The organism is Mycobacterium sp. 1081908.1 (assembly GCF_001673535.1).
GTDB lineage: Bacteria > Actinomycetota > Actinomycetes > Mycobacteriales > Mycobacteriaceae > Mycobacterium.
This window is the reverse complement of sequence record NZ_LZLY01000080.1, coordinates 1-21,180: the sequence shown is the minus strand read 5'-3', so window position 1 is coordinate 21,180 and position 21,180 is coordinate 1. Positions and strand designations below refer to the sequence as shown.

Sequence of the window (21,180 nt, the reverse complement as noted above, 5' to 3'; positions counted from 1 at the left end):
AGGCGCCGCGGCAAAGGACGGGATATGGGCAGGGTGACGGGCAAGGTGGCCTTGATCAGCGGGGCCGCGCGGGGGCAGGGACGTTCGCACGCGCGGCTTTTGGCCGCGGAGGGCGCCGACATCATCGCGGTGGACATCTGCGCGGACATCGAAACCAACGAGTACCCGCTGGCCCGGCCGGAGGATCTCGACGAGACGGCGCGGCTGGTCGAGAAGGAGGGGCAGCGCGCGTCCACGGCGATCGCGGACGTGCGCGACCGGGCGGCCCTGGCCGCCGCGATCGATCAGGGCGTGGCCGAGTTCGGCCGTCTCGACATCGTGGTGGCCAACGCCGGCATCTGCCCGCTCACCGCGGGCCTGCCGCCCCAGGCGTTCGCCGACGCCGTCGACGTCGACCTGCTCGGGGTGCTCAACCTGGTACACGCCAGCCTCAAACACCTACAGAGCGGGGCGTCGATCATCGTGATCGGGTCCAACGCGGCGTTCATGTCGTCACTGAACACCGGAGGCGGCGTGTCCGGAGGCCCGGGCGGGGCCGGGTATGCCTTCGCGAAACTGGCTGCCGCGCACTATGTTCACGACTTCGCCCTGGCGCTCGCGCCCTTCAGCATCCGGATGAACGCGGTGCATCCGACGAATGTGAACACCGACATGCTGCACAGCGCACCGATGTACCGCGCGTTCCGGCCGGACCTGTCCGAACCCAAGCGCGAGGACGCCGAACCCGTGTTCCCCGTGGTCCAGGCGATGCCCATCCCCTACGTCGAACCCGAGGACATCAGCGAGGCCGTGCTGTTCCTGGCCTCCGACGCCGCCCGCTACGTCACGGGCCAGCAGCTCCGCGTCGACGGGGGCGGCTTCCTCAAGGTCAAGCCGTGGTCGGGCGGTTGAGATGCTGCCCGGCAACGGAATTGGGGGGAATGGGGACGTCGAACGCCGCCTCTACGAACTCATGGTCCTGATGAAGGCGGCCGACGACCGGCTTTCCAAGGGCATCGGCACCGGCGAGTTCATGTGCGTGTACTGGCCGTCGCGCGGCCAGGAGGCCATCGCCGCCGCGATGGGGGTGTCGCTGCGGGCCGACGACCAGTTGGTGACGACATACCGTGGGCTGCACGACCTGATCGGTAAGGGCGTCCCGCTCGAGGAGATCTACGGGGAGATGATGGGGCGCACCGTCGGCGCAAGCCGCGGCAAGGGCGGCACCATGCACATCGCCAACCCTGACAAGGGAGTGATGCTCTCGACCGGGATCGTGGGCGCCGGGCCGCCGGTGGCCGTGGGGCTGGCGATGGCCGCCAGGCGCAAGGGCCTCGGCCGCGTGACGGTGGTCAGCTTCGGCGACGGCGCCACCAACACCGGCTCGTTCCACGAGGCCGCCAACATGGCCGCGCTGTGGGACCTGCCGCTGGTGTTCGTGTGCCAGAACAACCTGTTCGCCGAGATGACGCCGACCTCGGACACGATGAAGCTCGAGCAAGTCGCGCAGCGGGCGGCCGGCTACGGCATGCCGGGGGTGCGCGTCGACGGCAACGACCCGCTGGCGGTGAAATCGGCCCTGGACGAGGCGCTCGGGCGGGCCCGCGCCGGCGCGGGCCCCACGTTCATCGAGTGCGTGACCTTTCGCTTCCGCGGCCACTACTTCGGCGACCGGATGCCCTACATCCCCAAGGACCAACTGGCCGCGGCGATGGCGGCCGACCCGGTGCCGCGGTTTCGCAACCACCTCGCCGAAGCTGGCATCTGCGACGCCGACGAGCTCGACCGCATCGACCGGGAGGCGTCGACGACGGTGGAGGACGCCCTGGCGACGGTCATGGGCGCGGAGCCGCCCTCGATCGACGAACTCGACCGCGACGTGTACGCCACCCCGATCAGGTATCCGGTATGACGCAAGAAAAAGAGATGACGATGCGCGAGGCGCTGAACCTCGCGCTCGACGAGGCGCTCGCGGCCGACGAGCGGGTGTTCCTGCTCGGTGAGGACATCGCCGATCCCGGCGCCTCGGGACCGACGGCGGGGCTGTCGACGAAGTACGGCCACGAGCGGGTCCTCGACACGCCCATCTCGGAGGCCGCGATCGTCGGCGCCGCGATCGGTGCCGCGATCGACGGGATGCTGCCGGTGGCCGAGATCATGATCATGGACTTCATCGGCATCGCGGCCGACCAGCTGATCAACAACGCCGCCAAGCTGCGGTTCATGACGGCCGGGCGCACGACGGCGCCGATCACCATTCGCACCCAGGTCTACGCCGGGCTGGCCACCGGCGCCACGCATTCGCAGAGCCTGGAGGCGTGGTTCATGCACATCCCCGGCATGAAGGTGATCGTGCCGTCCACCCCGCGCGACGGGAAAGGCCTTCTCACGTCGGCGATTTTCGACGAGGACCCCTGCCTCTTCATCGAGACCATCCGGCTGCAGGGCAAGAAGGGGCCCGTCCCCGTCGAACCCGGGTTCTCGATACCCCTCGGCCAGGCCGACATCAAGCGGCCCGGCACTGACGTGACCCTGATCGCCTATGGGCGGCCCGTGCACGACGCGCTCACAGCGGCGGACACGCTGGCCGACCAGGGCGCGAGCGCCGAGGTCGTCGACTTGCGCACGCTGGTGCCGCTGGACGTCGACACCATCGTCGAATCCGTCCGCCGCACAAGGAGAGTCGTGGTGGTGCACGACGCCGTCCAATTCGCCGGCCCGGGGGCAGAAATCGCCGCCACCCTGCAGTCGGAGTTGTTCGGGGAGCTGGCCGCGCCCATCGAGCGCGTCGCCGCCCGGTTCGTCCCCAACCCGGCCGCCGCGGCGCTAGAGGCACAGGTGTACCCGTCGCCGGGGCGAATCGTCGCCGCGGCTCAGCGCACCCTCGACAGGGCCAAAGTTCATGGCTGACTTCGTCATTCGCATTCCGCGGGTGTCGGTGGCCGTCTCGGAGGCCGAGCTCACCGGCCTTCTCGTCGACGCCGGCGAACGCGTGGAGGAGGGCACGCCGATCTACGTGATCGCCACCGAGAAGGTGGAGCAGGAAATCGAGGCTGGTGCCTCGGGCATCGTGCAGTGGACCGGACAGGTCGGGACCACCTACGACATCGGCGCCGAAATCGGCGTCATTACGCCATAAGAAAGGGACGCAAACACATGGATCTCAACGAGACCCGCGAGAGAATCGTCTACGAAAAGGAAGGCCCGATCGCACGAGTCACGCTCAACTGGCCGGAGAAGGCCAACGCCCAGGACCAGAAGCTGGCCGAAGAAGTCGACGCCGCCCTTCTGGACGCCGACCGCGACTACGACATCAAGGTGCTGATCCTCAAGGCCAACGGCAAGGGCTTCTGCTCCGGACACGCCATCGGCAACAACGCCGTCGACTACCCGGCGTTCGTCGAGGGCGCCAAGGTCATGGGCACGCCGTGGAAGCCGCAGACCGACCTGTTCGTCAAGCCGGTGCTGAACCTGTGGGAGTTCTCCAAGCCGACGATCGCGGCCGTGCACGGCTATTGCGTCGGCGGCGGCACGCACTACGGCCTGACCACCGACATCGTGATCGCCGCCGAGGACGCGTACTTCTCCTACCCGCCGCTGCAGGGCTTCGGCATGCCGTCCGGCGAATGCTCAATCGAGCCATGGGTTTTCATGAACTGGCGGCGCGCCGCGTACTACCTGTACCTCGCCGAGGTCATCGATGCGAAGAAGGCGCTGGAGGTCGGCCTGGTCAACGAGGTCGTCCCGCGCGACCAGCTGGAATCGCGGGCCGACGCCATCGCCCGCCACATCGCCCAGGCGCCGATGACGACGCTGCTGGCGACCAAGGCCAACCTGAAGCGGGCCTGGGAGCTGATGGGCATGCGGGTGCACTGGCAGAGCTCCAACGACCTCGTCGCGCTGGCGTCGATCAGCAGGGACGTGCAGGAGCTGATCCAGACGGTCTTCAAGGACAAGGTGCTGCCGTCCGAGCAGGCCCGACGCCAGGCGGCGGCGGCAGCCTCGTCCACCGACGGCGCGGCGACGACTTGAGCCTTCGCAAGGTCCCCTGGTGAACATCGCCGACCACGCGAGCACCGCCGCCGCGTCGCCGGCCCTCCTGGTCGCGGACGGGGGCACGATCCCGTACGGCGAGCTCTACGCAAGGAGCCGACGGGTCGCGGCCACCCTGCACGAGGCCGGGCTGCGGCGCGGCGACGGCGTCGCGCTCGTGCTGCCCAACCGGCCCGAGTTCTTCGAGATCACCTGGGGCTGCCAGCTTTCCGGGCTCTACTACACCGCCGTCAACACCCACTTCACCCCCGACGAGGTCGCCTACGTCATCGACGACTCCGACGCGAAGGCGGTGTTCGTCGACGCGTCGGAGGCCTGGGGCCCCGGCCTGGCCGCGCACGTCCGCGCCGCCAACCCGGGCGTCGGGATCCACCTGGCCGTCGGGGGCGCCTTGCCGGGCTGGCGCTCCTATGACGCCGCGCTGGCGGCGGCGGGCGACGCCCCGCCGTTGTCGGACGGCTCGGAGATGCTGTATTCGTCGGGCACCACGGGACGGCCCAAGGCGGTTCGGCGGTCGCTGCCGGCCGACGGCAACGGGTCGTGGGCCCAGTCGGTCCTGGAGATGGCGCTGATCCACAAGTACGGGATGGACCGGTCCAGCGTGTACCTCTCCCCCGCGCCGCTGTATCACGCGGCGGGGGTGAACTACACCATGGCGGTGCACCGCGTCGGCGCCGCCGCCATCCTGATGCGCAAGTTCGACGCCGAGGCCGTCCTTCGGTTGATCGAGACCCACCGCGTCACCCATGCCCAGTTCGTGCCGACGATGTTCGTGCGCATGCTCAAGCTGCCCGAGGCGGTGCGGCGAAAGTACGACGTCTCGAGCCTGCGATGCGTGATCCACGCGGCCGCCCCGTGCCCGATGGACGTCAAGCACCGGATGATGGACTGGTTCGGCCCCATCATCCACGAATATTACGGGGGCACCGAGGGATTCGCGGGCACGACCATCGGGCCCGAGGAGTGGCTCGCCCATCCCGGCTCGGTCGGCAAGCCGTTCAGCCCCGTTCACGTGGTCGGCGACGACGGGCGCGAACTTCCGGTCGGCCAGTCCGGCGAGCTGTTCTTCGAGGGCGGGCCCGACTTCGAGTACTTCAAGGATCCCGCCAAGACCGCGTCGGTCTCGAACGAGCGGGGCTGGCGGTCGCTCGGCGACATGGGCTATGTCGACGAGGACGGATACCTCTACCTCACCGACCGCTCAACGTTCATGATTGTCTCGGGCGGGGTGAACATCTACCCGCAGGAGGCGGAGAACCTGCTGATCATGCATCCCAAGCTCGTCGACGCCGCGGTGTTCGGAGTCCCCAACGACGAGTTCGGCGAGGAGGTCAAGGCCGTCGTGCAGCCGGCCGGCGGCGTCATGCCCGGGCCCGACCTCGAGGCGGAGCTCATCGCGTATTGCCGGGCCCACCTGGCGGGTTACAAGTGCCCGCGCACAGTCGAATTCGAGGTGGAGTTGCCCCGCGACCCGAACGGGAAGCTGTACAAGAGGCGCATTCGCGAGCGCTACTGGCAAGGGCGGGCGTCACGGATCGTATGAACGAGGGAACGACATGGTGACTACTACCGAAAGCACCCACCCCGACGTGAACTGGGCACCGCTGCCGGTGCCGTGGGCGGTTCAGCGGCCCGACCGGATCCCCAAGCAGCGGTACTACGACCCGGAGTTCTACGCGCTCGAAGCGGAGTTGCTCTGGCCCCGCGTGTGGCAGATGGCCTGTCGGCTCGAGGAGATCCCGAAGCCCGGCGACTACGTCGAGTACGAGATCCTGGACGAGTCCGTCATCGTCGTCCGGCTCGACGCCGGAAACGTGCGGGCCTATCACAACGCGTGCCGCCATCGCGGGGTAAAGCTGGTGGAGGGCAACGGAAACCGCCGCACCTTCGTCTGCCCGTTCCACGGCTGGTGCTGGGCCATCGACGGCCGCAACACCTTCGTCCTGCGACCCGAAGAGTTCGCCGAGGAAAACCTGAGCCCGGACGATCTGCAACTCGTCGGAGTCAGATGCGAGCTGTGGGGCGGATGCGCGTGGATCAACCTCGACGACGACGCGCCGCCGATGCGTGACTGCTTCGAGCCGTTCGCGTCGATCTACGACGCCTGGAAGGTCGAATCGCTGCGCGTCGAATGGTGGCAGGCGTGCCGGCTGCCGGTGAACTGGAAGCTGGCGACGGCCGCCTTCATGGAGGGCTACCACGTCCCGCAGACCCACCCGCAGCTGCTGCCGTCCTCGATGCCCAGCACGTCGACACCGCCGGGGCTGGCCCAGACCAACCTGTACTTCATGCGCACCCTCGGCGAGGGCATGGCCGGCATGACCCACGAGAACGACGTCCGCATCGCCGAGGGACTGCAGAAGATGGAGTTGCCGTCCGATCCGGCCGCCGCCATGGCCGCGTGGCGGGCCGCGCTCAACGACGCCATCGTGAGCTGGCACCGGGCCCGGGGCTGCGACATGCCCGACCTCAACGAGCTGGAGCGCCGCGGCATCACCGAGGCGATCAATTTCTGTTTCCCGCACTACTTTCTGCTGCCGCAGTACAGCAGCGCCTCGTCGTACCGGATCCGTCCGCTCGGCCCGGAGGAGACGCTGTTCGAGATCTGGTCGCTGACCCGCATCCCGCCGGACCAGATCACCGACAAACCCACACCACCGGAGCCCATGGCGCCCGACGACCCCCGCTGGCCGCCCATCCCCGCCCAGGACTTCTCGAACCTGCCGCGGCAGCAGAAGGGCCTGCACTCCAAGGGGTTTGAATACATGCGACTGTCGGACCGGATCGAGGGGCTGATCTCGAACTTCGAACGCGTCGTCGACGGCTTCCTGGCCGGCCTGCCCTATGACGCGCTGGTGCCCGCGATCCAGAAGACCAACACCACCATCGACGTGCCGGTCGCCGACCTGGGATTCAGCTCGGGGGCGCGATGACCGCCCGCTGGGACCGCTCCGTCGACCTGCTCATCGCGGGCAGCGGTGGCGGCGGCATGGTGGCCGGGCTGGCCGCGATCGACTGCGGGCTCGAGCCGCTGATCCTCGAGAAGCAGGCGCTGGTCGGCGGCTCGACGGGGCTTTCTGGCGGCATCGTCTGGCTGCCCAACAACCCGTTGATGCGTGCCGAGGGCATCGCGGACTCGCGCGAGGACGGCATGGCTTACCTGGCCGACGTCGTCGGCGACATCGGCGCGCCGTCCTCGCCCGCGCGCCGCGAGATGTTTCTCACCGCGGGCTACGAGATGATCAATTTCCTGATCCGCAAGGGCGTTCGGCTGATCCGGTGCGCCGGGTGGAGCGACTACTACCCGAACCACAAGGGCGGCAACGAGTCCGGCCGCGCCATCGAGGGCATCCCCTTCGACGCCGCGGAGCTCGGCGGCTGGAGCGACAAGGTGCAGCCGCCGCTGGCCAAGAACTACGGGTTCGTGGTGCTGACCAACGAGTTGCGTTCGGTGCAGTACTACAACCGGTCGCCGCGCGCGTTCGCGGTGGCGACCCGGGTGTTCCTGCGCACCGCGGCCGCGCGGGCCCGCCGCCGGCAAATCCTCACCAACGGCGCCTCGCTGATCGCCCAGATGCTCAAGGCGCTCATCGAATTCGGTGACGGGCAGCCCCCGCTGTGGACCGGTGCCGCCATGGAGGAGCTCATCGTCGAGGACGGCCGCGTCGTCGGGGCGCGGGTGTCCCGCGGCGGCGTGCCGCTGAACGTGGAGGCGCGCAAAGGAGTGCTGCTGGCCGCCGGCGGGTTCGGCCACAACAAGGAGATGCGCCGCCAATACAGCGGCGACCAGCCGAACGAGGCGCAGTGGTCGATCGCCAACGCCGGGGACACCGGCGAGGTGCTGCAGGCCGCGATGCGGCTGGGCGCCAAGACCGACCTGCTCGACGAAGCGTGGTGGCTGCCTTCGGTTTTCATCAAGGACGGCGGCGCCGCGGCCGCCTCGCTCGGCTCGGGCCGGCAGCGTCCCGGCGCCATCTACGTCGACGCGACCGGCCGGCGATTCTGCAACGAGTCGAACTCCTACGTCGAGGTGGGCAAGGCGATGTACGCCAACAAGGCGGTGCCGTGCTGGATGATCTTCGACGACGGCTACGTGCACCGGTATGTCACCAGCACGAACCCGCTCAAGCGCAACCAGGGCCTGCCGCCCGAACTCATCGAGAGCGGCGCGGTCAAACGCGGCGACACCATCGCCGACCTCGCCCGCCAGATCGACCTTCCCGCAGACGAATTGGCGCAGACGATCCAGCGGTTCAACCGGTTCGCCGCCAAGGGCCTGGACCCCGACTTCGGGCGCGGGCAGTCGGCCTACAACGACTGCCTCGGCGACCCCGGCTACCGGCCCAACGCCGCCGTCGGCCCGCTCGACCGCGCGCCCTACTACGCCACCCGGGTCTTCCCGGCCGACGTCGGGACGTGCGGGGGCGTCGTCACCAACGAGCACGCGCAGGTCCTCGACGAACAGGATCTGGTGATCGAGGGCCTCTACGCCACGGGCAACACCACCGCGACGGTGATGGGCCGCACGTATCCCGGCGCGGGCGCGAGCATCGCCAGCTCGATGGTGTTCGGATACGTGGCCGCGCGGCATGCGGCCGGTCGCCGGATCGCCGGCGAGCGCAGCCGCTAGTCCTTCGCCGCCTCCCCCTTGCCGAGTGTGCGGCGAGCCGCACGTTCGGCCCCGAGTGTGCGGCCAGCCGCACACTCGAGGGGAAACCTATTCGTCGCGGCCGACGAAATCGCGTGGCTTCATGCCGGATTGCATGAGTTCGGCCCGGCGCGCCTGCACGTCCGAGGCGGCGCCCACCATGTTGGTCAGGATGTGGCTGACCTGGAGATGGACCCGCATCCCCATCAATTCCCAGGCCCGTTTCACGTTGTTCTTGACCGCCATCAGCGTGGTCAACGGGATCTGGGCGATCTTGCGCGCCATCTCCTCGACGGTGTCTTCCAGGTCCTCGCGCGGCACCACCCTGTTCAGCAGGCCCCAGTCGAGGGCCTCCCGCGCGGACAGGGTGGGCGCCAGCAGCAGCCAGTCCATGGTGCGGTGCCAGTTCATCAGCAACCACGGCTCGATCATGGTGTGCCCGCCGGGTTCCCCGAGGCTCTGGGCAAGCGGCATCTGGAAATACGCGTCCTCGGACGCCACGCAGAAATCGGTCAGCAGGCCGAGATAGATCCCGCCGCCCATGCAATAGCCGTGGATCGCCGAGATCGTCGGCTTGGGGAACTCCCACAGGTACAGGGTGGGCCACAGAAACAGGTCGGCGGTCCCCTTGTACAGGTCCTCGAAGGTGTTTCCGAAGTCCGGGTAGGGGTTCTCGTCGGGGCCCCAGCGGGCGACATGTCCGCCGCAGAAGCCCTTCCCGTTGGCCTTGATGATGACGACCTTGATCTCTTTGTCGCGGTCGGCCTCGTGCAGGCAGTCGTCGACCTCGGTGACCAACGCCGCGTCCTTGGTGTTGGCCTTGTCGACCCGATTCAGGATGATCCGCGCAATCGGCGGTTCGCGTTCATAGATGATCGCTTCGAGCACGCGCCGCTCCATCGTGGTGACATTACCGGGTTCGGGCCCTGCGTCCGGGAGCCTTAGCCGCGCGCCACCAGCCACGCGTGACCGTCGCCCTCGCCGGCGTCGACGAGCTCGAGCCGGGCGAACGCGGCGGGCAGCTCGCCCGGCGCGGCGCGGAACGGTCCCGGCGCGGCCCCGACCTCGCTCAGCGCGGCGATGGCCAGCAGCCCGCCCGGCGCCAGCCGCTCGACGATCGCCCCGTCGAGGCGGCGGTCCCGGAAGTTGTGGCACAGGATGACGTCGACGGGCGGCCCCGCCGGCAGCCCGTCGTCGAGGTCGAATACGTCGAAGCGGCAGCGGTCCCCGACGCCGGCGAGCCGGGCCAACTCGCGCGCCTGGTCGATGGCCACCGCGGAGACGTCGCACCCCCAGGCGTCCAGGCCGCGGCGGGCCAGCCACACCGCGCCGCGCCCCTGCCCGCACGCGAGGTCGAGGGCACGCCCCGCCGTCGGGAACAGCTCCGCGTGGCGCGCCACGAAGCCCGGCGGCCCGACCTCGCCCACGGGCGGGGGTCCGGCCGTGGCGTACCGCTCGTCCCAGCGACGCCGGTCGTCGTCGGCCATAGGCGCCACCATAAATCGCGCACCGCGTTTCTACACTGGACCGGTGTCTAGAGAGGCGGCTTCTCCGACGGACGCCGGGACGGCCCGCCGCTCCGACCGCCGGCCGGCGCAGACGATCCGCAAGGTCCTCGACGCCGGGCTCGAGGAACTGCGCGAGTCGTCGTACGCGACCCTGACGATGCGCGCGGTCGCGACGCGCGCCGGCGTGTCCCCGGCCAGCGCGTACACGTACTTTCCGTCGAAGAGCGCGCTGGTGGCGGCGGTGTACCTGCGCTTCCTGCGGGACCTGCCGTTGCACACCGACGTCAACGACACCACCCAGGCGCGGGTCAGCGCGACGCTGCGCGACATGGCGCTGATGGTCGCCGACGAACCGGAGTTGGCGACCGCCTGCGGCGCGGCGCTGATGGCCGACGACCCCGCGGTCAAGCCGCTGCGGGAGCAGATCGGCGAGGAGGTGTCCCGGCGGATCGCGGCGGCGCTGGGTCCGGGGTGGCCGCGGGCGGTGAAGTCCGCGCTTCAGATGACGTTCTCCGGGGCCCTCCTGACGGCCCGGTTCGTCAGCTATGACGAGATCGCGGGGCAACTCGACGAGGCCGTCGGCCTCATCCTGAAAGCGTGCGCCGCCTAAAGCTCAGTGGCCCAACCGGATCGCTATTATCCAGCTGTGAGGATCGGCTGAGCATGCGCAGCCACGGCTGGGCAGGGAACGCGCCCGCCTCCGACGAGGAGGCGATCGAGCGCATCCTGGACGCCGCCGACCGGATCATCGAAGAGCGCGGCCCCGCAATGGGCATCGCGGACGTGGCGCGCGCCCTCGGCGTGACGCGGCAGACCGTGTATCGGTACTTCCCCGGCACCCAGGCGTTGCTGGTGGCGGCCGCGATGCGCTCGGCCGACGGGTTCCTCGACCGCTTGGCGACCAAGCTCGAGGGCGTGACGGATCCGGTGGTGGCGATGACGGAAGGCATGGCGTTCGCCATCGAGCAGCTGGCGTCGGACGACCAGGTCGCGTTGGTGTTGCGCCACCGTGGCGGTCAGAGCGTCTCGATCGTCTCCGATACCGCGTTGGCGTTCGGACGTTCGATGCTGCATCGCTTCGACATCGATTGGGAGCACTACGGTTTCGATGAGGCGGGCCTCGACGAGCTGAACGAATTCGGCCTGCGGGTGCTGCAGTCATTCCTCACCGACCCGGGCCGGCCGCCCCGAACCGGCGCCGATTTGCGGCGCTATCTCACCCGCTGGATAGGGCCCGCGATCGCCTATCCACAGCTGGTGCGCACCATGGACGCGCTTCGGGGAGCCGAGCCGGCGCCGGCGCGCGGGCGCCCGTCAAGGGCGTCCTGATACCGGCGAGGCGGTTGATCCCTCCCCCGAGTTCGGCCATCCTCAACGAACCGACGCTGACGACGACCGCGTCGACGACCTGGTCGACGTCGCCGACAGGAATCGCGCGTTACGCAAGGCCGCATTGTCCTACCGCGGTAACTGGCGGGACGTGGTCCTCCTGCTCTGCGTGGTGCTGTTCACCATCATCTGGTGGGAAGTCGACCACAGCCGGGGCAACTGGCTGCCGATGTTCGTCCTGCTGATCCTGCTGTCGATGGTGACCGCCGCCTACGCATTTCGTGGCGTGCTGCGCGCCGCCCATTCGCTGCTGCGCGGGGGGCGCGCCGAGGATCGGCCTGGGGAACCGGACACACGGCCGTGATTTGATCGACCGCGTCACAGCCCGGCCACCCGCCCCGGCCCGCTAGTGGCCGGCCCGGCGCCGATAGTTGGGGCGTGAACTGGGACATCTCCGGGCCTCAGGCGCATCGCGAGCGGCCCGTCGGTCGCCGGGCCGGCGGGGCGCGCCAGTGCTCGGCGAGCAACATTTAACGCCCTATGTCAAAATTCAGTACGTGCAGCTACCTCCCCTCGCCCGCCTGATTTGTGCTGCGGTGGCGCCGATTTGGGCGCTGCTGGTCGCCCCCGTTCCCTCGGCATCCGCCGAGCCGTGCCCCGACGTCGAGGTGGTCTTCGCCCGGGGCACCACCGAGCCCCCCGGCGTCGGCCGCGTCGGCCAGGACTTCGTGGACACGCTGCGCTCGCGCGTCGGCGCCCGATCGCTCGGCGTGTATCCGGTCAACTACCCGGCCACCACCGACTTCCCCACCGCCATCGACGGCATCACCGACGCCGGCCACCACGTCGAGTCGATGGCGGCCAGCTGCCCCAGAACCAAGATGGTGCTGGGCGGGTATTCGCAGGGCGCGGCCGTGATGGGCTTCGTCACCGCGAACAGGGTCCCGGACGGGGCGAACCTCGCGCAGCCACCCCAGCCGATGCCGCCCGACGTCGCCAACCACGTCGCCGCCGTCGCCCTCTTCGGCAAGCCGTCGACCCAGTTCATGAGCATCATCAACGAGCCACCGGTGACGGTCGGCCCGCTGTACGCACCGAAGACGATCGAGCTGTGCGTGCCCAACGATCCGGTCTGTTCGGGGTCCGGATTCCCAGCCGCGCACCGGCAATACGTCGAGGCCGGGATGGTCGATCAGGCCGCCGACTTCGCTGCGGGACGACTCTAGGAACTAGCCGACGGCCGACGCCCGGCGCCCCCGGACCAGCCCGCCGGGCCTGGTCTCGGTCAGTTCGCCGTCGGCGACGACGGTCTGGCCCAGCACCATCGTCTCGACGTAGCCCTCCGAGCGCTGGATCAACCGGCCCGCGCCGCCGGGCAGGTCCTCGACCCGCTCCGGGTAATGCAGCCGCAGCCGATCCAGGTCGATCAGGTTGATGTCCGCGCGCCGCCCGGACGCGAGCACCCCGCGATCACCCAGCCCGTAGAAACCCGCGGGATCGCCGGTGAGGCGGTGCACCGCGGCCTCCAGCGACAGGCCCGGCCCGCGCGTCCGCTTGCCCACCCAGTGCGACAGCAGGTACGTCGTCATGCTGGCGTCGCAGATGATCCCGCAGTGCGCCCCGCCATCGCCGAGCCCCTGCAGACTCACCGGGTCCGCCATCATGTTGTAGAGGTGGTCGTAGTTGTTGCCGGCGTAGTTGAGCAAGGGCAGCAGCAGGAATTCGCGGCCCTGGGCGTCGAGCAGCACGTCGTAGGTGACCTCCCAGGGGTCACGGCGCTCCCGTTCGGCGATCGCGGCGATGCTGTCCTCGGGTGCGGGTTCGTAGTCGAGCGCTTCACCGAGCGGATACAGGCGCTTGAAGATGTGCTTGTTGAGTTGGTCCGCCGAGGGTTCGGACGTCGGGTCGGGCGGGTCGGCCAGGATTCGCGCCCGCACGTCCGGATCGCGGAGCCGCCGAACGCGCTGCGCCAGCGGCAATTCCATCAACGGCCGGTACGTGGCGCGGTGCCGGAAAGGATTCATCCGCGATTGGTGGCCCATCAACATCCCGAAGGCCCGGCTGGCGACCTGCTGGCGGATCGCCGCACCGGCCGCGTTGGCCTCGTGCACCGCCGCGAACCAGCGTCGCCAGTCGTGCGGGTCCTGCTCGTTGACCATCGCCAGGAAGGTCAGGGGTATTCGGTATTGCCGCCCGAGCCTGGTGATCCAGTCGATCTCGGCGTCGATCGAGTGGCGCTGGTCGCCGCCCATCGCGCCGCCCACCCCGGCCGGAACCACTTGGAGCACACCGGAACCCACCTCGGCCATCGCGGCCATCAGCGCGGCGAGCTCGTCTTCCTCGGAGTAGGTTCCCGGCACGGGTTCGCCCGACGCGCTGCGATGCCCCGCCGTGCGTCCGAACGACATGCCCAACGCCCCGGCGCGCAGGCCGTCGGCGACGATCCGGCGCATCGCGTCGAGGTCCGCAGCCGTCGCGGTATCGTGCGCGCGGTCGCCCATGACGAAGCCGCGGACGGCCGCGTGCGGGATCTGGGCGGCGACGTCCACCGCGCGCGGCATCCGCTCGAGGGCGTCCAGGTACTCGCCGAAGGACTCCCATTCCCACGTGATGCCCTCGGACAGCGCCGAGCCCGGAATGTCCTCGACGCCTTCCATCAGGTCGACGAGCCAGCCGTGCCGATCGGGCCGCACGGGCGCGAAACCGATGCCGCAATTGCCCATGATCGCCGTCGTGACGCCGTGCCAGCACGACGGCGTGAGATGCGGGTCCCAGGTGGCTTGCCCGTCGTAATGCGTGTGCACGTCGACGAATCCCGGTGTCACGGTTAGCCCGTCGGCCTCGACGCTGCGTCTGGCGGTGCCCTCGACCCGGCCGACCTGCGCGACGATCCCGTCGCTCACCGCGACGTCGGCGGTGCCGCCCGGCGCGCCGGTGCCGTCCACCACGGTTCCGCCCCGGATGATCAGGTCGTAGGTCATGGCAGCCTCCTAGCGGGCCGGGCGTCGCGCCCACCAAGCATTCAACAGCGTTCTCGCCTTTCTCAACAGGCGACGCGGTCGTGCGTGGCACCATCGAGGCGAATGTCTTCGAGGTCGAGGAGGCCGGATGGCGACGAACGGGCCGATCGGGCGGGTCGACTTCGACGTCACCGATCGGCTGGCGATCATCAACTTGTTCGGGGCCTACGCCTACACCTATGACGAAAACCTGCTCGACGCCTTTCGCGCCCTGTTCACCGAGTCACCGCAGCTCGTCCTGCTGCACGAGGGCCGCCCGCTGTCGGCCGACATCGACACGGTCATGGGCCTGCTCGCGGTCAGGAAGCAGGGTTTCGCAGCGGAAAACAACCAGCGTCGCCACGCGCTGAACTCGTTCTGGTTCGCCAGCCAAAGCGACACCGAGGCCACCGGCCACTGCTACGTGCAGGTTTTCGCCGTCAAGGACGGCGGCGCGCCCACCCCCGACCTGACCGGCCGCTACGAGTTCACCGCGGTCAAGCAGGACGGCGCCTGGCGGTTCAGCCGGTGGGTGGTCGCGATCGACCAGAAGCAACCCGCCGGCGGCGGGTGAGCGTCAGCGGGGAGCGCATCTTGCGCGCAGCTGCGGGACGCCCGGGCCGGCGAGATCGTCACAGTAGGCCTGGCGCCCCGCCATCGCCATCGTCAGCGCCAGGGTGGTGCCGCTGACCAGCGGGCCGGCACCGGCGGCGAAGGAACCGTCGGTCGCCTCCAACCGCAGACCGTCGATGGCGCTCCGGCCGGCGACCGTAAAGTCCCGGCGCGCATAGAAATCCGCCACCGGGGCGACGGTGTCCACGGGTGGTGTGCGCAGCAGCCCGAGGGGCCGCCGGATGTCTTGAGCGTGCACGACCACCTCGCCCAGCCACGCGGCGGTCGGTCCCAGTGGCGCGGTGGTGCGGGTGATGACCCGACGGAACCGTTCGAGTGTCTCGGCGGGGGTTGCGCCGCGGTGCTCGGCCAGGCGCCGCGCGTTGTGCAGGTCGAAGTCGAACCGGGCGCCCACTGCGCTGGCGAACCAGCGCAGCCGACCGATGCTCGCGGCGGCCGTGAGGTGGGCGACCACCTCCTCGACGACCCACTGCCCGCACAGCGACGGCCGCGCCCATTGCGCGTCGTCGAGGCCGGCGAGATCGTCCGCGAGCGCGGCGCGCTCCGCGTGCACCGCCGACCAGAGCGCGCCGCGGGTGGCACCTTCGGACATGTAAGCCTCCAAAACACGGCAAGGATGACGCCGGTATAGACCACCGCCACGCCCGAAAGTCGTCGGCCCGCGATGCCCGGCGTCAGAAGCGGGGGCCGGCTCCGGTGTCGAGGGCTTCCAGGGCCGCGTCGATGTTGGGCAGGATCGTCGGGCCGTAACCGCTCACCAGTTGCCCGAGCGCCCGCGCGATGTGCGGACCGACGGCGCCGGCGGCGAGGACCTCCTCGGCGATGGCCACTCCGTTCACCACGTGGGCGGCGAGCAGCCGGCCGTCGGCGGTCACTTCGTAGCGCCAGTCGCCGATTTGAACCCGCTCGGGCTGCGAACTGAACAGGCCCCGCCGCGCCGGCGTGACGATCACCCCGGGAACGCCGCCGAACACCTTGACCACCAGCGCGACGCCGCCGGGCCCGGATAGGGCCGACCCCACGGCGTGACTGACCCGCTCGTGATCAAACCCGGTCATCAGTCACTCATCGGCAGCACGAACGACGGCGTCAGGGTCTGCGGCTCGCCGCTGCGACGCACCGCCGTCCCCGCCACGTAGAACTCCACGGTGTGATGTCCCCACGCGTAATTCGAGATGGCGAAATGCACGCCCACAATGCCGCTGGCGCCGTCTCGCTCGGCCTCGCTCTGCATCCTCGACATCGCCAGCTCGCGGGATTGGTAGCTGCCCTGCGTCCACTGCGGCATCTCGGCGTTGCGTCCCGCCTGCTTCAGCATCTGCATAAACCCTTGCACGGCAACGTGGAACACGCAGTTGCCCATCACGAAGGCCACCGGGGCGAACCCGGACCGCAGCAACGTGGTCAGGTCCTGGCCGGACAGGTGGCTGGTGAACGCCTGCCCATTGGGGCGCCGAAACGCGCCGGGCTTCGCGGTGTATCGCACGGCGGTGCCGACCGCGATGAACTCGAGGTGCTCGCCCTCCCCCTGGTGGCGCCATTCCAGGCGCACGCCGACCACGCCGTCCGCGCCCAGCGAATCGGCCTCGGCCTGCATCCGTGACATCGCATTCCAGCGGGCGCGATACGTCGCCTCGGTGAGCACCGGCAGCTCGCATTGCTGCCTGATGCCGGTGAACTGGTAGCCCACGTGATAGACCGACACGCCCATCACCAGTTCGATCGGCTCGAACCCCGCCCCGTGCAACAAGGCGAATTCGTTGATCGACAGATCGGTGGTGAACACCTTGCCTGCGTGCGACAGCCGTTCGCTGGCGACTGGGTCAAGCGGGTTCGGTTGCATGCTCCTAAGGCCCTCCTCCGGTTCGGAGGACAGCGTAGCCCGGCGACGGCCGGACCGACGTGTAGCGAACGCCGTCAGTTATCCCGAACTTTTGTGTCCATCGCTGTGGACACCAAAGGTCAAATTGGCGTACCGTCATATGGACATGAAAAAGCGGCAATACGAGATGCGGGCCCGCGGGGAGGCGAAGGCCGCCACGCGCGAAGCCGTCATCAACGCGGCCATCGACACCTTCACGGCCGAGCGTTCGTTCTCGGTCACGCTGGGTCCCGTCGCCGAGCGAGCCGGCGTGACCGTCAAGACGATCCTGCGGCACTTCGGCAGCCGGGAAGCTCTGATCGAGGCGGCCTGGGCACGCGCGTTCCGCGACGCCGTGGCCGAGCGCTCGGCACTGCCCGGCGATCGCGACGCTTCGCTTACGGCCTTGATTGCGCACTATGAGCGCCGTGGCCTTTTGGTGCTCGGCGCGCTGGCCGAAGAGGACGACGATCCGCGCGCGCGACACATGTGCGACGCCGGCCGGATCGCGCACCGGGCGTGGGTGGAAGAGGTGTTCGGAGCGGGCTTGCCAGGGGAGCGCGAAGACCGGTGTCGACTCATCGACGCGCTGGTGGTGGCCACCGACGTCTATGCGTGGAAGCTGCTCCGCGTCGACCGTGGTTTGTCGGTGGACGCGGTCCACGACCGGATGCAGCTGTTGACCGAGTCGATTCTGGCGGCGGCCGCGGGCGTATCGCGGTGTGCGACCGAAGGGAGGGCGCCATGAGAATCCTGTTCGTCACGGTGGACGGTGGCGGAAACATTCCTCCGCAGTTGGCGATCGCTCGCGCGCTGAAACACCGCGGTGCGCAAGTGTCCTTCCTCGGCCATGAGGGCGTGCGCGAACAGGTCGAGGCGGCCGGCTTCGCCTTCGAGCCGTTCCGGGCCGGACACCATTTCGACCCGACCGTCAGGCGATCGTTGTTGGCCCTGATGGCCGATTTCGCCAAGACCTCGATGGACCGCCAACTCGGACGCTGCGCGGTGGATGTGGCGCAGCGGCAGGGAGCATCCGCGATCGTTGTCGACGTCATCCTGACCGCCGGGATTTCCGAGGTGCTTAAAGCCGACATCCCGACCGTGGTCTGCGTGCACTGCTTTTACCGCGGCATGCAGGATCTGGCCGCGAGCCCGATCGGGTGGCTGCTGCGACTGCGCGGCACTCCGCCCCTCGGCGCCGAACGAAGCGACGCGCTGCACATCGTCACCGCACGGGCCGACCTCGACCCCGTGCGCGGCGCTCCTCCCGTTCACCACACCGGGGTGGCGTGGCAGGGTGTTCCGAAGGCGGCTGCCGCGCAGCCGATCCCACGGATTCTGATCAGCCTGAGCACCTGCGCGTTCGCCGGTCAGCGGCGCATGCTGCAGAACATCCTCGAAGCCATCGGCCCCTTGCCGGTGCAAGCGACGGTCACCGTCGGGCCGGCGATAGACGCGGCGGGGTTGCGCGTTCCCGGCAACGCATCGCTGCATGCGTGGCTCGACCACGACGAGGTTCTCGCCGGCGCATCTTTGGTGGTCGGACACGGTGGTCACAGCACCACGATGCGCGCCTTGTCTTTCGGCGTTCCGGTGATCGTGATGCCGGCGAACGTCCTGATCGACCAGCGACGGGTCGGCGCAGCGGTTCGTGACGCCGGCGCCGGGCTGCTCCTTCGAAAGCATGCCGCACCGAACCGCATCCGGGCGGCCATAGAGACGGTGCTGCTGGATCCGCGCTACCGACAATCGGCCGCCCGGCTCGGGGAGCGGATCCGGGAGCGCGACGGGGCCCAACAAGCTGCCGAGCTGATCACCCAATTCGCCTGCGCCAAGCGAGAACCCAAGCCCATCGGGGGCGGCGACTCAAGACGGGCTTGCGCGTCTTAGCGGGCGAAACTCGCTCACGGACTAACGACGACGAAAGGCCTGAGTCAATGCCGGTCCTCCACATCGAACATCCCATCACCGATATCGACACCTGGCGCGACGCGTTCAACCGATTTGCCACGGTGCGCCGGCGAGCCGGTGTGACCTCCGAGCGCGTGTGGCAACCCGACGACGACCCGCGGTACATAGTGGTGGATCTGGAATTCGAAGCGGCCTCGTCGGCCGCCGATTTCCGCACATTTCTGCGGGAAAGGGTGTGGTCGTCGCCCGACGCCGCACCGGGGCTGGCGGGAAGCCCCAGGGCGGTGATCCTGTCCGAAATAGCGACCGCCTGACCGGACCGGCGCTCCGAGCGCGCCTCGATGAACCGATCGCGGCGGGGCCTCGTTATCTGAAATACCAGCGCTTTTTTGCGGTACCGGGGTGCGCGCGGGGAGGGTCATGTTCGGACGGATCGACACCGGCAGTGCTCCGCAGCACAAACCGCTGACCATCGAGCTGCGCGACGTGGTGCGCGAATACCGGGTCGGCGGTCAATCCGTGCGCGCCCTCGACCAGATCAACCTGCGCCTCGAGGGCGGGCAGTTCGTTTCGGTGGTCGGGCCGTCGGGCGCCGGCAAAAGCACCCTGCTGCACCTATTGGGTGCGCTGGATTCCCCCGATTCGGGCTCGATCGAATTCGACGGTGACGAGATCGGCCGGCTCAGCGACGGGCAGCAGTCGGAGTTCCGCCACCACCGCGTCGGCTTCATCTTTCAGTTCTTCAACCTGTTGCCCACGCTGTCGGCGTGGGAGAACGTCGCGGTACCGCGGCTGCTCGACGGCGTCCGGCTCGGCAGGGCCAAACCCGACGCGATTCGCCTGCTCGACCGCGTCGGGCTCGGCAACCGGACCGAGCACCGCCCCGCCGAGCTGTCCGGCGGCCAGATGCAGCGGGTCGCCGTCGCGCGCGCGTTGATGATGGACCCCCCGCTGATCCTCGCCGACGAACCGACCGGGAACCTCGACTCCGCGACGGGCGGGTCGATCCTGGAGCTGCTCGGCGAGGTGGCCCACGAGCCCGGCCGCGGCCGGCTGGTAGTGATGGTGACCCACAATTCGGAGGCCGCGGCGGCGACCGACCGGGTGATCGCGCTGCAGGACGGCCGGGTCGGCGCCGACCAGCGGTCGGAGGTCATGGTGTGACACGGGGCGCGGGGATCGCCGCCGCGGCGAGCCGGCTGCGCCTGTTCAGCCTGCGCGAACTCGCGGTGCATCGCCGGCGCACCGGCGCATCCGTCGCCGTAATGGCGGTATCGGCAATGTATCTGGTCGCGGTGTTCGGCATCTTCGGCTCGATCAGCGGATCGGTCAATCGGCTCGCCGACGGCATCGCGGGGATCGCCTCGTTGGAGGTGTCCGGCATCACCGACGCGGGCTTTCCCGAGACGATCGCCGCCGACGTCGCCGCCGTTCCCGGGGTCGCGACCGCGGCACCGCTGATCCGGACCACGGCGTCCACGTCGTCGGGCCCGGTCCTGCTGTTCGGCGCCGACGAGCGCCTGGGCGCCCTGGGCGGCGCCCTCAAGGACGCGTTGAAAAGCGGATCGCCCGGAGCGCTCGCGAACCCGTCCGGCCCGCCAGGCGCGGCCGACGCCGTGCGTGTCGGACCGGGCGTCGGGCGCGCCAAGGGCGAGACGTTCCAACTGGGGTCGAGATCGGTCACCGTCGGCGAGGTCCTCGCGGGCAAGCAGGTCGCCGCGCTCAACGGCGGTCACTACGTCCTCGCCCCGCTTGCCTTGGCGCAGAACATCACCGGGCGCACGGGTCAGCTCGACTCCATCCTGATCACCACCAAACCCGGCGCCGACCTCGTCCGGGTCCGCGCCGCGATCACCACCGCCGTGAACGGCCGGGCGATCGTCGCCGAGCCCAGCATGCGGGCCACCCGGGCCGGCGACGGCGTCAAGCTGATGAACTACATGGCCCTGATGGGGGCGATGGTCGCCCTGATGGTCGGCGCCTTCCTGATCTACACCACGATGACGATGGCGATCACCCAACGGCGGCCGGTCATTTCGATGCTGCGCGCGATCGGTGGCCGCCGCGCCACCATCGTGCGCGACATGCTCGCGGAGGCGGCGATCCTCGGCATCATCGGCGGGGCGTTGGGCTCGGCCCTCGGAATTCTCCTGGGCCGCATCGCGATTGGGCGATTGCCGCCGGCCATGACCCAGGGGCTGGAGGCGCGCATCGAGTACTGGCTGCCCGGCTACGCGATACCGGCCGCCGTCGCGGCGA

23 protein-coding genes and 1 pseudogene are annotated in these 21,180 nt (G+C 69.4%); 18 read left to right on the top strand and 6 right to left on the bottom strand.

Translation table 11 applies throughout. The features are described 5' to 3' along the window. The first annotated feature begins 24 nt into the window (after window positions 1-24). The 8 genes from A5655_RS11540 to A5655_RS11505 are packed head-to-tail and all read left to right on the top strand — an operon-like array spanning window position 25 to window position 8,662. Complete coding sequence (locus A5655_RS11540; protein WP_067009868.1) at window positions 25-891, top strand: mycofactocin-coupled SDR family oxidoreductase; 867 nt, start codon at window positions 25-27, stop codon at window positions 889-891. A gap of 1 nt (window position 892) precedes the next feature. Then, on the top strand, window positions 893-1,891 hold the full coding sequence (locus A5655_RS11535) for a thiamine pyrophosphate-dependent dehydrogenase E1 component subunit alpha (protein WP_067009865.1): 999 nt from the start codon (window positions 893-895) through the stop codon (window positions 1,889-1,891). Further along, window positions 1,888-2,889, top strand: a complete 1,002-nt coding sequence (locus A5655_RS11530; protein ID WP_067009862.1) for an alpha-ketoacid dehydrogenase subunit beta — start codon at window positions 1,888-1,890, stop codon at window positions 2,887-2,889. The genes A5655_RS11535 and A5655_RS11530 overlap by 4 nt, the downstream gene beginning before the upstream one ends. Further along, entirely contained in the window at window positions 2,882-3,118 is a 237-nt protein-coding gene (locus A5655_RS11525) for a lipoyl domain-containing protein (RefSeq protein WP_067009859.1), read from the top strand. Before A5655_RS11530 ends, A5655_RS11525 begins: the two co-directional genes overlap by 8 nt. A 17-nt stretch (window positions 3,119-3,135) precedes the next feature. Then, the gene (locus tag A5655_RS11520; protein ID WP_067009856.1) at window positions 3,136-4,011 is read left to right on the top strand and encodes an enoyl-CoA hydratase-related protein; all 876 of its coding nucleotides are present in this window, start codon (window positions 3,136-3,138) and stop codon (window positions 4,009-4,011) included. A gap of 19 nt (window positions 4,012-4,030) precedes the next feature. Then, entirely contained in the window at window positions 4,031-5,575 is a 1,545-nt protein-coding gene (locus A5655_RS11515) for an acyl-CoA synthetase (RefSeq protein ID WP_067009853.1), read from the top strand. Between the two features lie 13 nt (window positions 5,576-5,588). After that, window positions 5,589-6,965: an SRPBCC family protein gene (locus A5655_RS11510; RefSeq protein WP_067009850.1), complete on the top strand. Its 1,377-nt coding sequence runs from the start codon at window positions 5,589-5,591 to the stop codon at window positions 6,963-6,965. Further along, on the top strand, window positions 6,962-8,662 hold the full coding sequence (locus tag A5655_RS11505) for an FAD-binding protein (protein ID WP_067009846.1): 1,701 nt from the start codon (window positions 6,962-6,964) through the stop codon (window positions 8,660-8,662). Before A5655_RS11510 ends, A5655_RS11505 begins: the two co-directional genes overlap by 4 nt. An 87-nt stretch (window positions 8,663-8,749) precedes the next feature. Here the strand turns inward: A5655_RS11505 and A5655_RS11500 are convergent, their stop codons facing one another. Together A5655_RS11500 and A5655_RS11495 are read right to left on the bottom strand one after the other, a co-directional pair. Continuing rightward, on the bottom strand, window positions 8,750-9,580 hold the full coding sequence (locus A5655_RS11500) for an enoyl-CoA hydratase/isomerase family protein (protein ID WP_067009843.1): 831 nt from the start codon (window positions 9,578-9,580) through the stop codon (window positions 8,750-8,752). A 41-nt stretch (window positions 9,581-9,621) separates the two neighbouring features. Further along, entirely contained in the window at window positions 9,622-10,167 is a 546-nt protein-coding gene (locus A5655_RS11495) for a bifunctional 2-polyprenyl-6-hydroxyphenol methylase/3-demethylubiquinol 3-O-methyltransferase UbiG (RefSeq protein WP_067009840.1), read from the bottom strand. A gap of 43 nt (window positions 10,168-10,210) precedes the next feature. On the opposite strand from A5655_RS11495, the gene A5655_RS11490 reads away from it, so the two are divergent. The 4 genes and pseudogenes from A5655_RS11490 (at window position 10,211) to A5655_RS11475 (ending at window position 12,743) form a co-directional block, all read left to right on the top strand. Further along, entirely contained in the window at window positions 10,211-10,798 is a 588-nt protein-coding gene (locus tag A5655_RS11490; RefSeq protein WP_067009837.1) for a TetR/AcrR family transcriptional regulator, read from the top strand. A 53-nt stretch (window positions 10,799-10,851) separates the two neighbouring features. Further along, window positions 10,852-11,517, top strand: coding sequence for a TetR/AcrR family transcriptional regulator (locus tag A5655_RS11485; protein ID WP_067009834.1), 666 nt, complete (start codon window positions 10,852-10,854; stop codon window positions 11,515-11,517). Between the two features lie 61 nt (window positions 11,518-11,578). Continuing rightward, window positions 11,579-11,881: pseudogene (locus A5655_RS11480) on the top strand (hypothetical protein); the annotation flags it as partial. 193 nt (window positions 11,882-12,074) lie between these two features. Further along, window positions 12,075-12,743, top strand: a complete 669-nt coding sequence (locus A5655_RS11475; RefSeq protein ID WP_369807207.1) for a cutinase family protein — start codon at window positions 12,075-12,077, stop codon at window positions 12,741-12,743. Window positions 12,744-12,746: 3 nt separating this feature from the next. Here A5655_RS11475 and A5655_RS11470 read toward each other — a convergent pair whose 3' ends face one another. Next, a complete protein-coding gene (locus A5655_RS11470) occupies window positions 12,747-14,498 on the bottom strand; it encodes an amidohydrolase family protein (protein WP_067009829.1) in 1,752 nt (583 codons plus the stop codon). Window positions 14,499-14,625: 127 nt separating this feature from the next. Here A5655_RS11470 and A5655_RS11465 point away from each other — a divergent pair, with 127 nt between their 5' ends. Beyond that, complete coding sequence (locus A5655_RS11465) at window positions 14,626-15,090, top strand: nuclear transport factor 2 family protein (RefSeq protein ID WP_067009826.1); 465 nt, start codon at window positions 14,626-14,628, stop codon at window positions 15,088-15,090. A gap of 3 nt (window positions 15,091-15,093) precedes the next feature. On the opposite strand, the gene A5655_RS11460 is transcribed toward A5655_RS11465, so the two are convergent. The 3 genes from A5655_RS11460 to A5655_RS11450 form a co-directional block, all read right to left on the bottom strand. Further along, the gene (locus A5655_RS11460) at window positions 15,094-15,741 is read right to left on the bottom strand and encodes a maleylpyruvate isomerase family mycothiol-dependent enzyme (protein WP_067009822.1); all 648 of its coding nucleotides are present in this window, start codon (window positions 15,739-15,741) and stop codon (window positions 15,094-15,096) included. A gap of 82 nt (window positions 15,742-15,823) precedes the next feature. After that, window positions 15,824-16,207: a DUF5073 family protein gene (locus A5655_RS11455; RefSeq protein ID WP_067009819.1), complete on the bottom strand. Its 384-nt coding sequence runs from the start codon at window positions 16,205-16,207 to the stop codon at window positions 15,824-15,826. After that, window positions 16,207-16,992 (bottom strand): heavy metal-binding domain-containing protein, encoded by a 786-nt coding sequence (locus A5655_RS11450; protein WP_067009817.1) that lies wholly within the window; start codon window positions 16,990-16,992, stop codon window positions 16,207-16,209. The genes A5655_RS11455 and A5655_RS11450 overlap by 1 nt, the downstream gene beginning before the upstream one ends. 139 nt (window positions 16,993-17,131) lie before the next feature. Between A5655_RS11450 and A5655_RS11445 the strand changes: the two genes are divergently transcribed. From A5655_RS11445 to A5655_RS11425, 5 genes are all read left to right on the top strand, one after another. Further along, the gene (locus A5655_RS11445) at window positions 17,132-17,758 is read left to right on the top strand and encodes a TetR/AcrR family transcriptional regulator (RefSeq protein WP_067009814.1); all 627 of its coding nucleotides are present in this window, start codon (window positions 17,132-17,134) and stop codon (window positions 17,756-17,758) included. Continuing rightward, the gene (locus tag A5655_RS11440) at window positions 17,755-18,900 is read left to right on the top strand and encodes a glycosyltransferase (RefSeq protein ID WP_067009811.1); all 1,146 of its coding nucleotides are present in this window, start codon (window positions 17,755-17,757) and stop codon (window positions 18,898-18,900) included. Before A5655_RS11445 ends, A5655_RS11440 begins: the two co-directional genes overlap by 4 nt. A gap of 47 nt (window positions 18,901-18,947) precedes the next feature. Next, window positions 18,948-19,235, top strand: coding sequence for a hypothetical protein (locus tag A5655_RS11435; protein ID WP_067009809.1), 288 nt, complete (start codon window positions 18,948-18,950; stop codon window positions 19,233-19,235). Between the two features lie 151 nt (window positions 19,236-19,386). After that, window positions 19,387-20,085: an ABC transporter ATP-binding protein gene (locus tag A5655_RS11430; RefSeq protein WP_067009904.1), complete on the top strand. Its 699-nt coding sequence runs from the start codon at window positions 19,387-19,389 to the stop codon at window positions 20,083-20,085. A gap of 101 nt (window positions 20,086-20,186) precedes the next feature. Further along, window positions 20,187-21,180, top strand: a 994-nt coding sequence (locus A5655_RS11425; RefSeq protein WP_369807208.1) for an ABC transporter permease, incomplete at its 3' end; no start/stop codon positions are given.

Coding starts and splice junctions, on each gene's coding strand:
- A5655_RS11510 (WP_067009850.1), top strand. CDS start 5,589: ATGGTGACTACTACCGAAAGCACCCACCCCGACGTGAACTGGGCACCG.
- A5655_RS11445 (WP_067009814.1), top strand. CDS start 17,132: ATGGACATGAAAAAGCGGCAATACGAGATGCGGGCCCGCGGGGAGGCG.
- A5655_RS11500 (WP_067009843.1), bottom strand. CDS start 9,580: ATGGAGCGGCGCGTGCTCGAAGCGATCATCTATGAACGCGAACCGCCG.
- A5655_RS11505 (WP_067009846.1), top strand. CDS start 6,962: ATGACCGCCCGCTGGGACCGCTCCGTCGACCTGCTCATCGCGGGCAGC.
- A5655_RS11460 (WP_067009822.1), bottom strand. CDS start 15,741: ATGTCCGAAGGTGCCACCCGCGGCGCGCTCTGGTCGGCGGTGCACGCG.
- A5655_RS11465 (WP_067009826.1), top strand. CDS start 14,626: ATGGCGACGAACGGGCCGATCGGGCGGGTCGACTTCGACGTCACCGAT.
- A5655_RS11435 (WP_067009809.1), top strand. CDS start 18,948: ATGCCGGTCCTCCACATCGAACATCCCATCACCGATATCGACACCTGG.
- A5655_RS11470 (WP_067009829.1), bottom strand. CDS start 14,498: ATGACCTACGACCTGATCATCCGGGGCGGAACCGTGGTGGACGGCACC.
- A5655_RS11455 (WP_067009819.1), bottom strand. CDS start 16,207: ATGACCGGGTTTGATCACGAGCGGGTCAGTCACGCCGTGGGGTCGGCC.
- A5655_RS11520 (WP_067009856.1), top strand. CDS start 3,136: ATGGATCTCAACGAGACCCGCGAGAGAATCGTCTACGAAAAGGAAGGC.
- A5655_RS11440 (WP_067009811.1), top strand. CDS start 17,755: ATGAGAATCCTGTTCGTCACGGTGGACGGTGGCGGAAACATTCCTCCG.
- A5655_RS11525 (WP_067009859.1), top strand. CDS start 2,882: ATGGCTGACTTCGTCATTCGCATTCCGCGGGTGTCGGTGGCCGTCTCG.
- A5655_RS11485 (WP_067009834.1), top strand. CDS start 10,852: ATGCGCAGCCACGGCTGGGCAGGGAACGCGCCCGCCTCCGACGAGGAG.
- A5655_RS11535 (WP_067009865.1), top strand. CDS start 893: ATGCTGCCCGGCAACGGAATTGGGGGGAATGGGGACGTCGAACGCCGC.
- A5655_RS11495 (WP_067009840.1), bottom strand. CDS start 10,167: ATGGCCGACGACGACCGGCGTCGCTGGGACGAGCGGTACGCCACGGCC.
- A5655_RS11450 (WP_067009817.1), bottom strand. CDS start 16,992: ATGCAACCGAACCCGCTTGACCCAGTCGCCAGCGAACGGCTGTCGCAC.
- A5655_RS11530 (WP_067009862.1), top strand. CDS start 1,888: ATGACGCAAGAAAAAGAGATGACGATGCGCGAGGCGCTGAACCTCGCG.
- A5655_RS11540 (WP_067009868.1), top strand. CDS start 25: ATGGGCAGGGTGACGGGCAAGGTGGCCTTGATCAGCGGGGCCGCGCGG.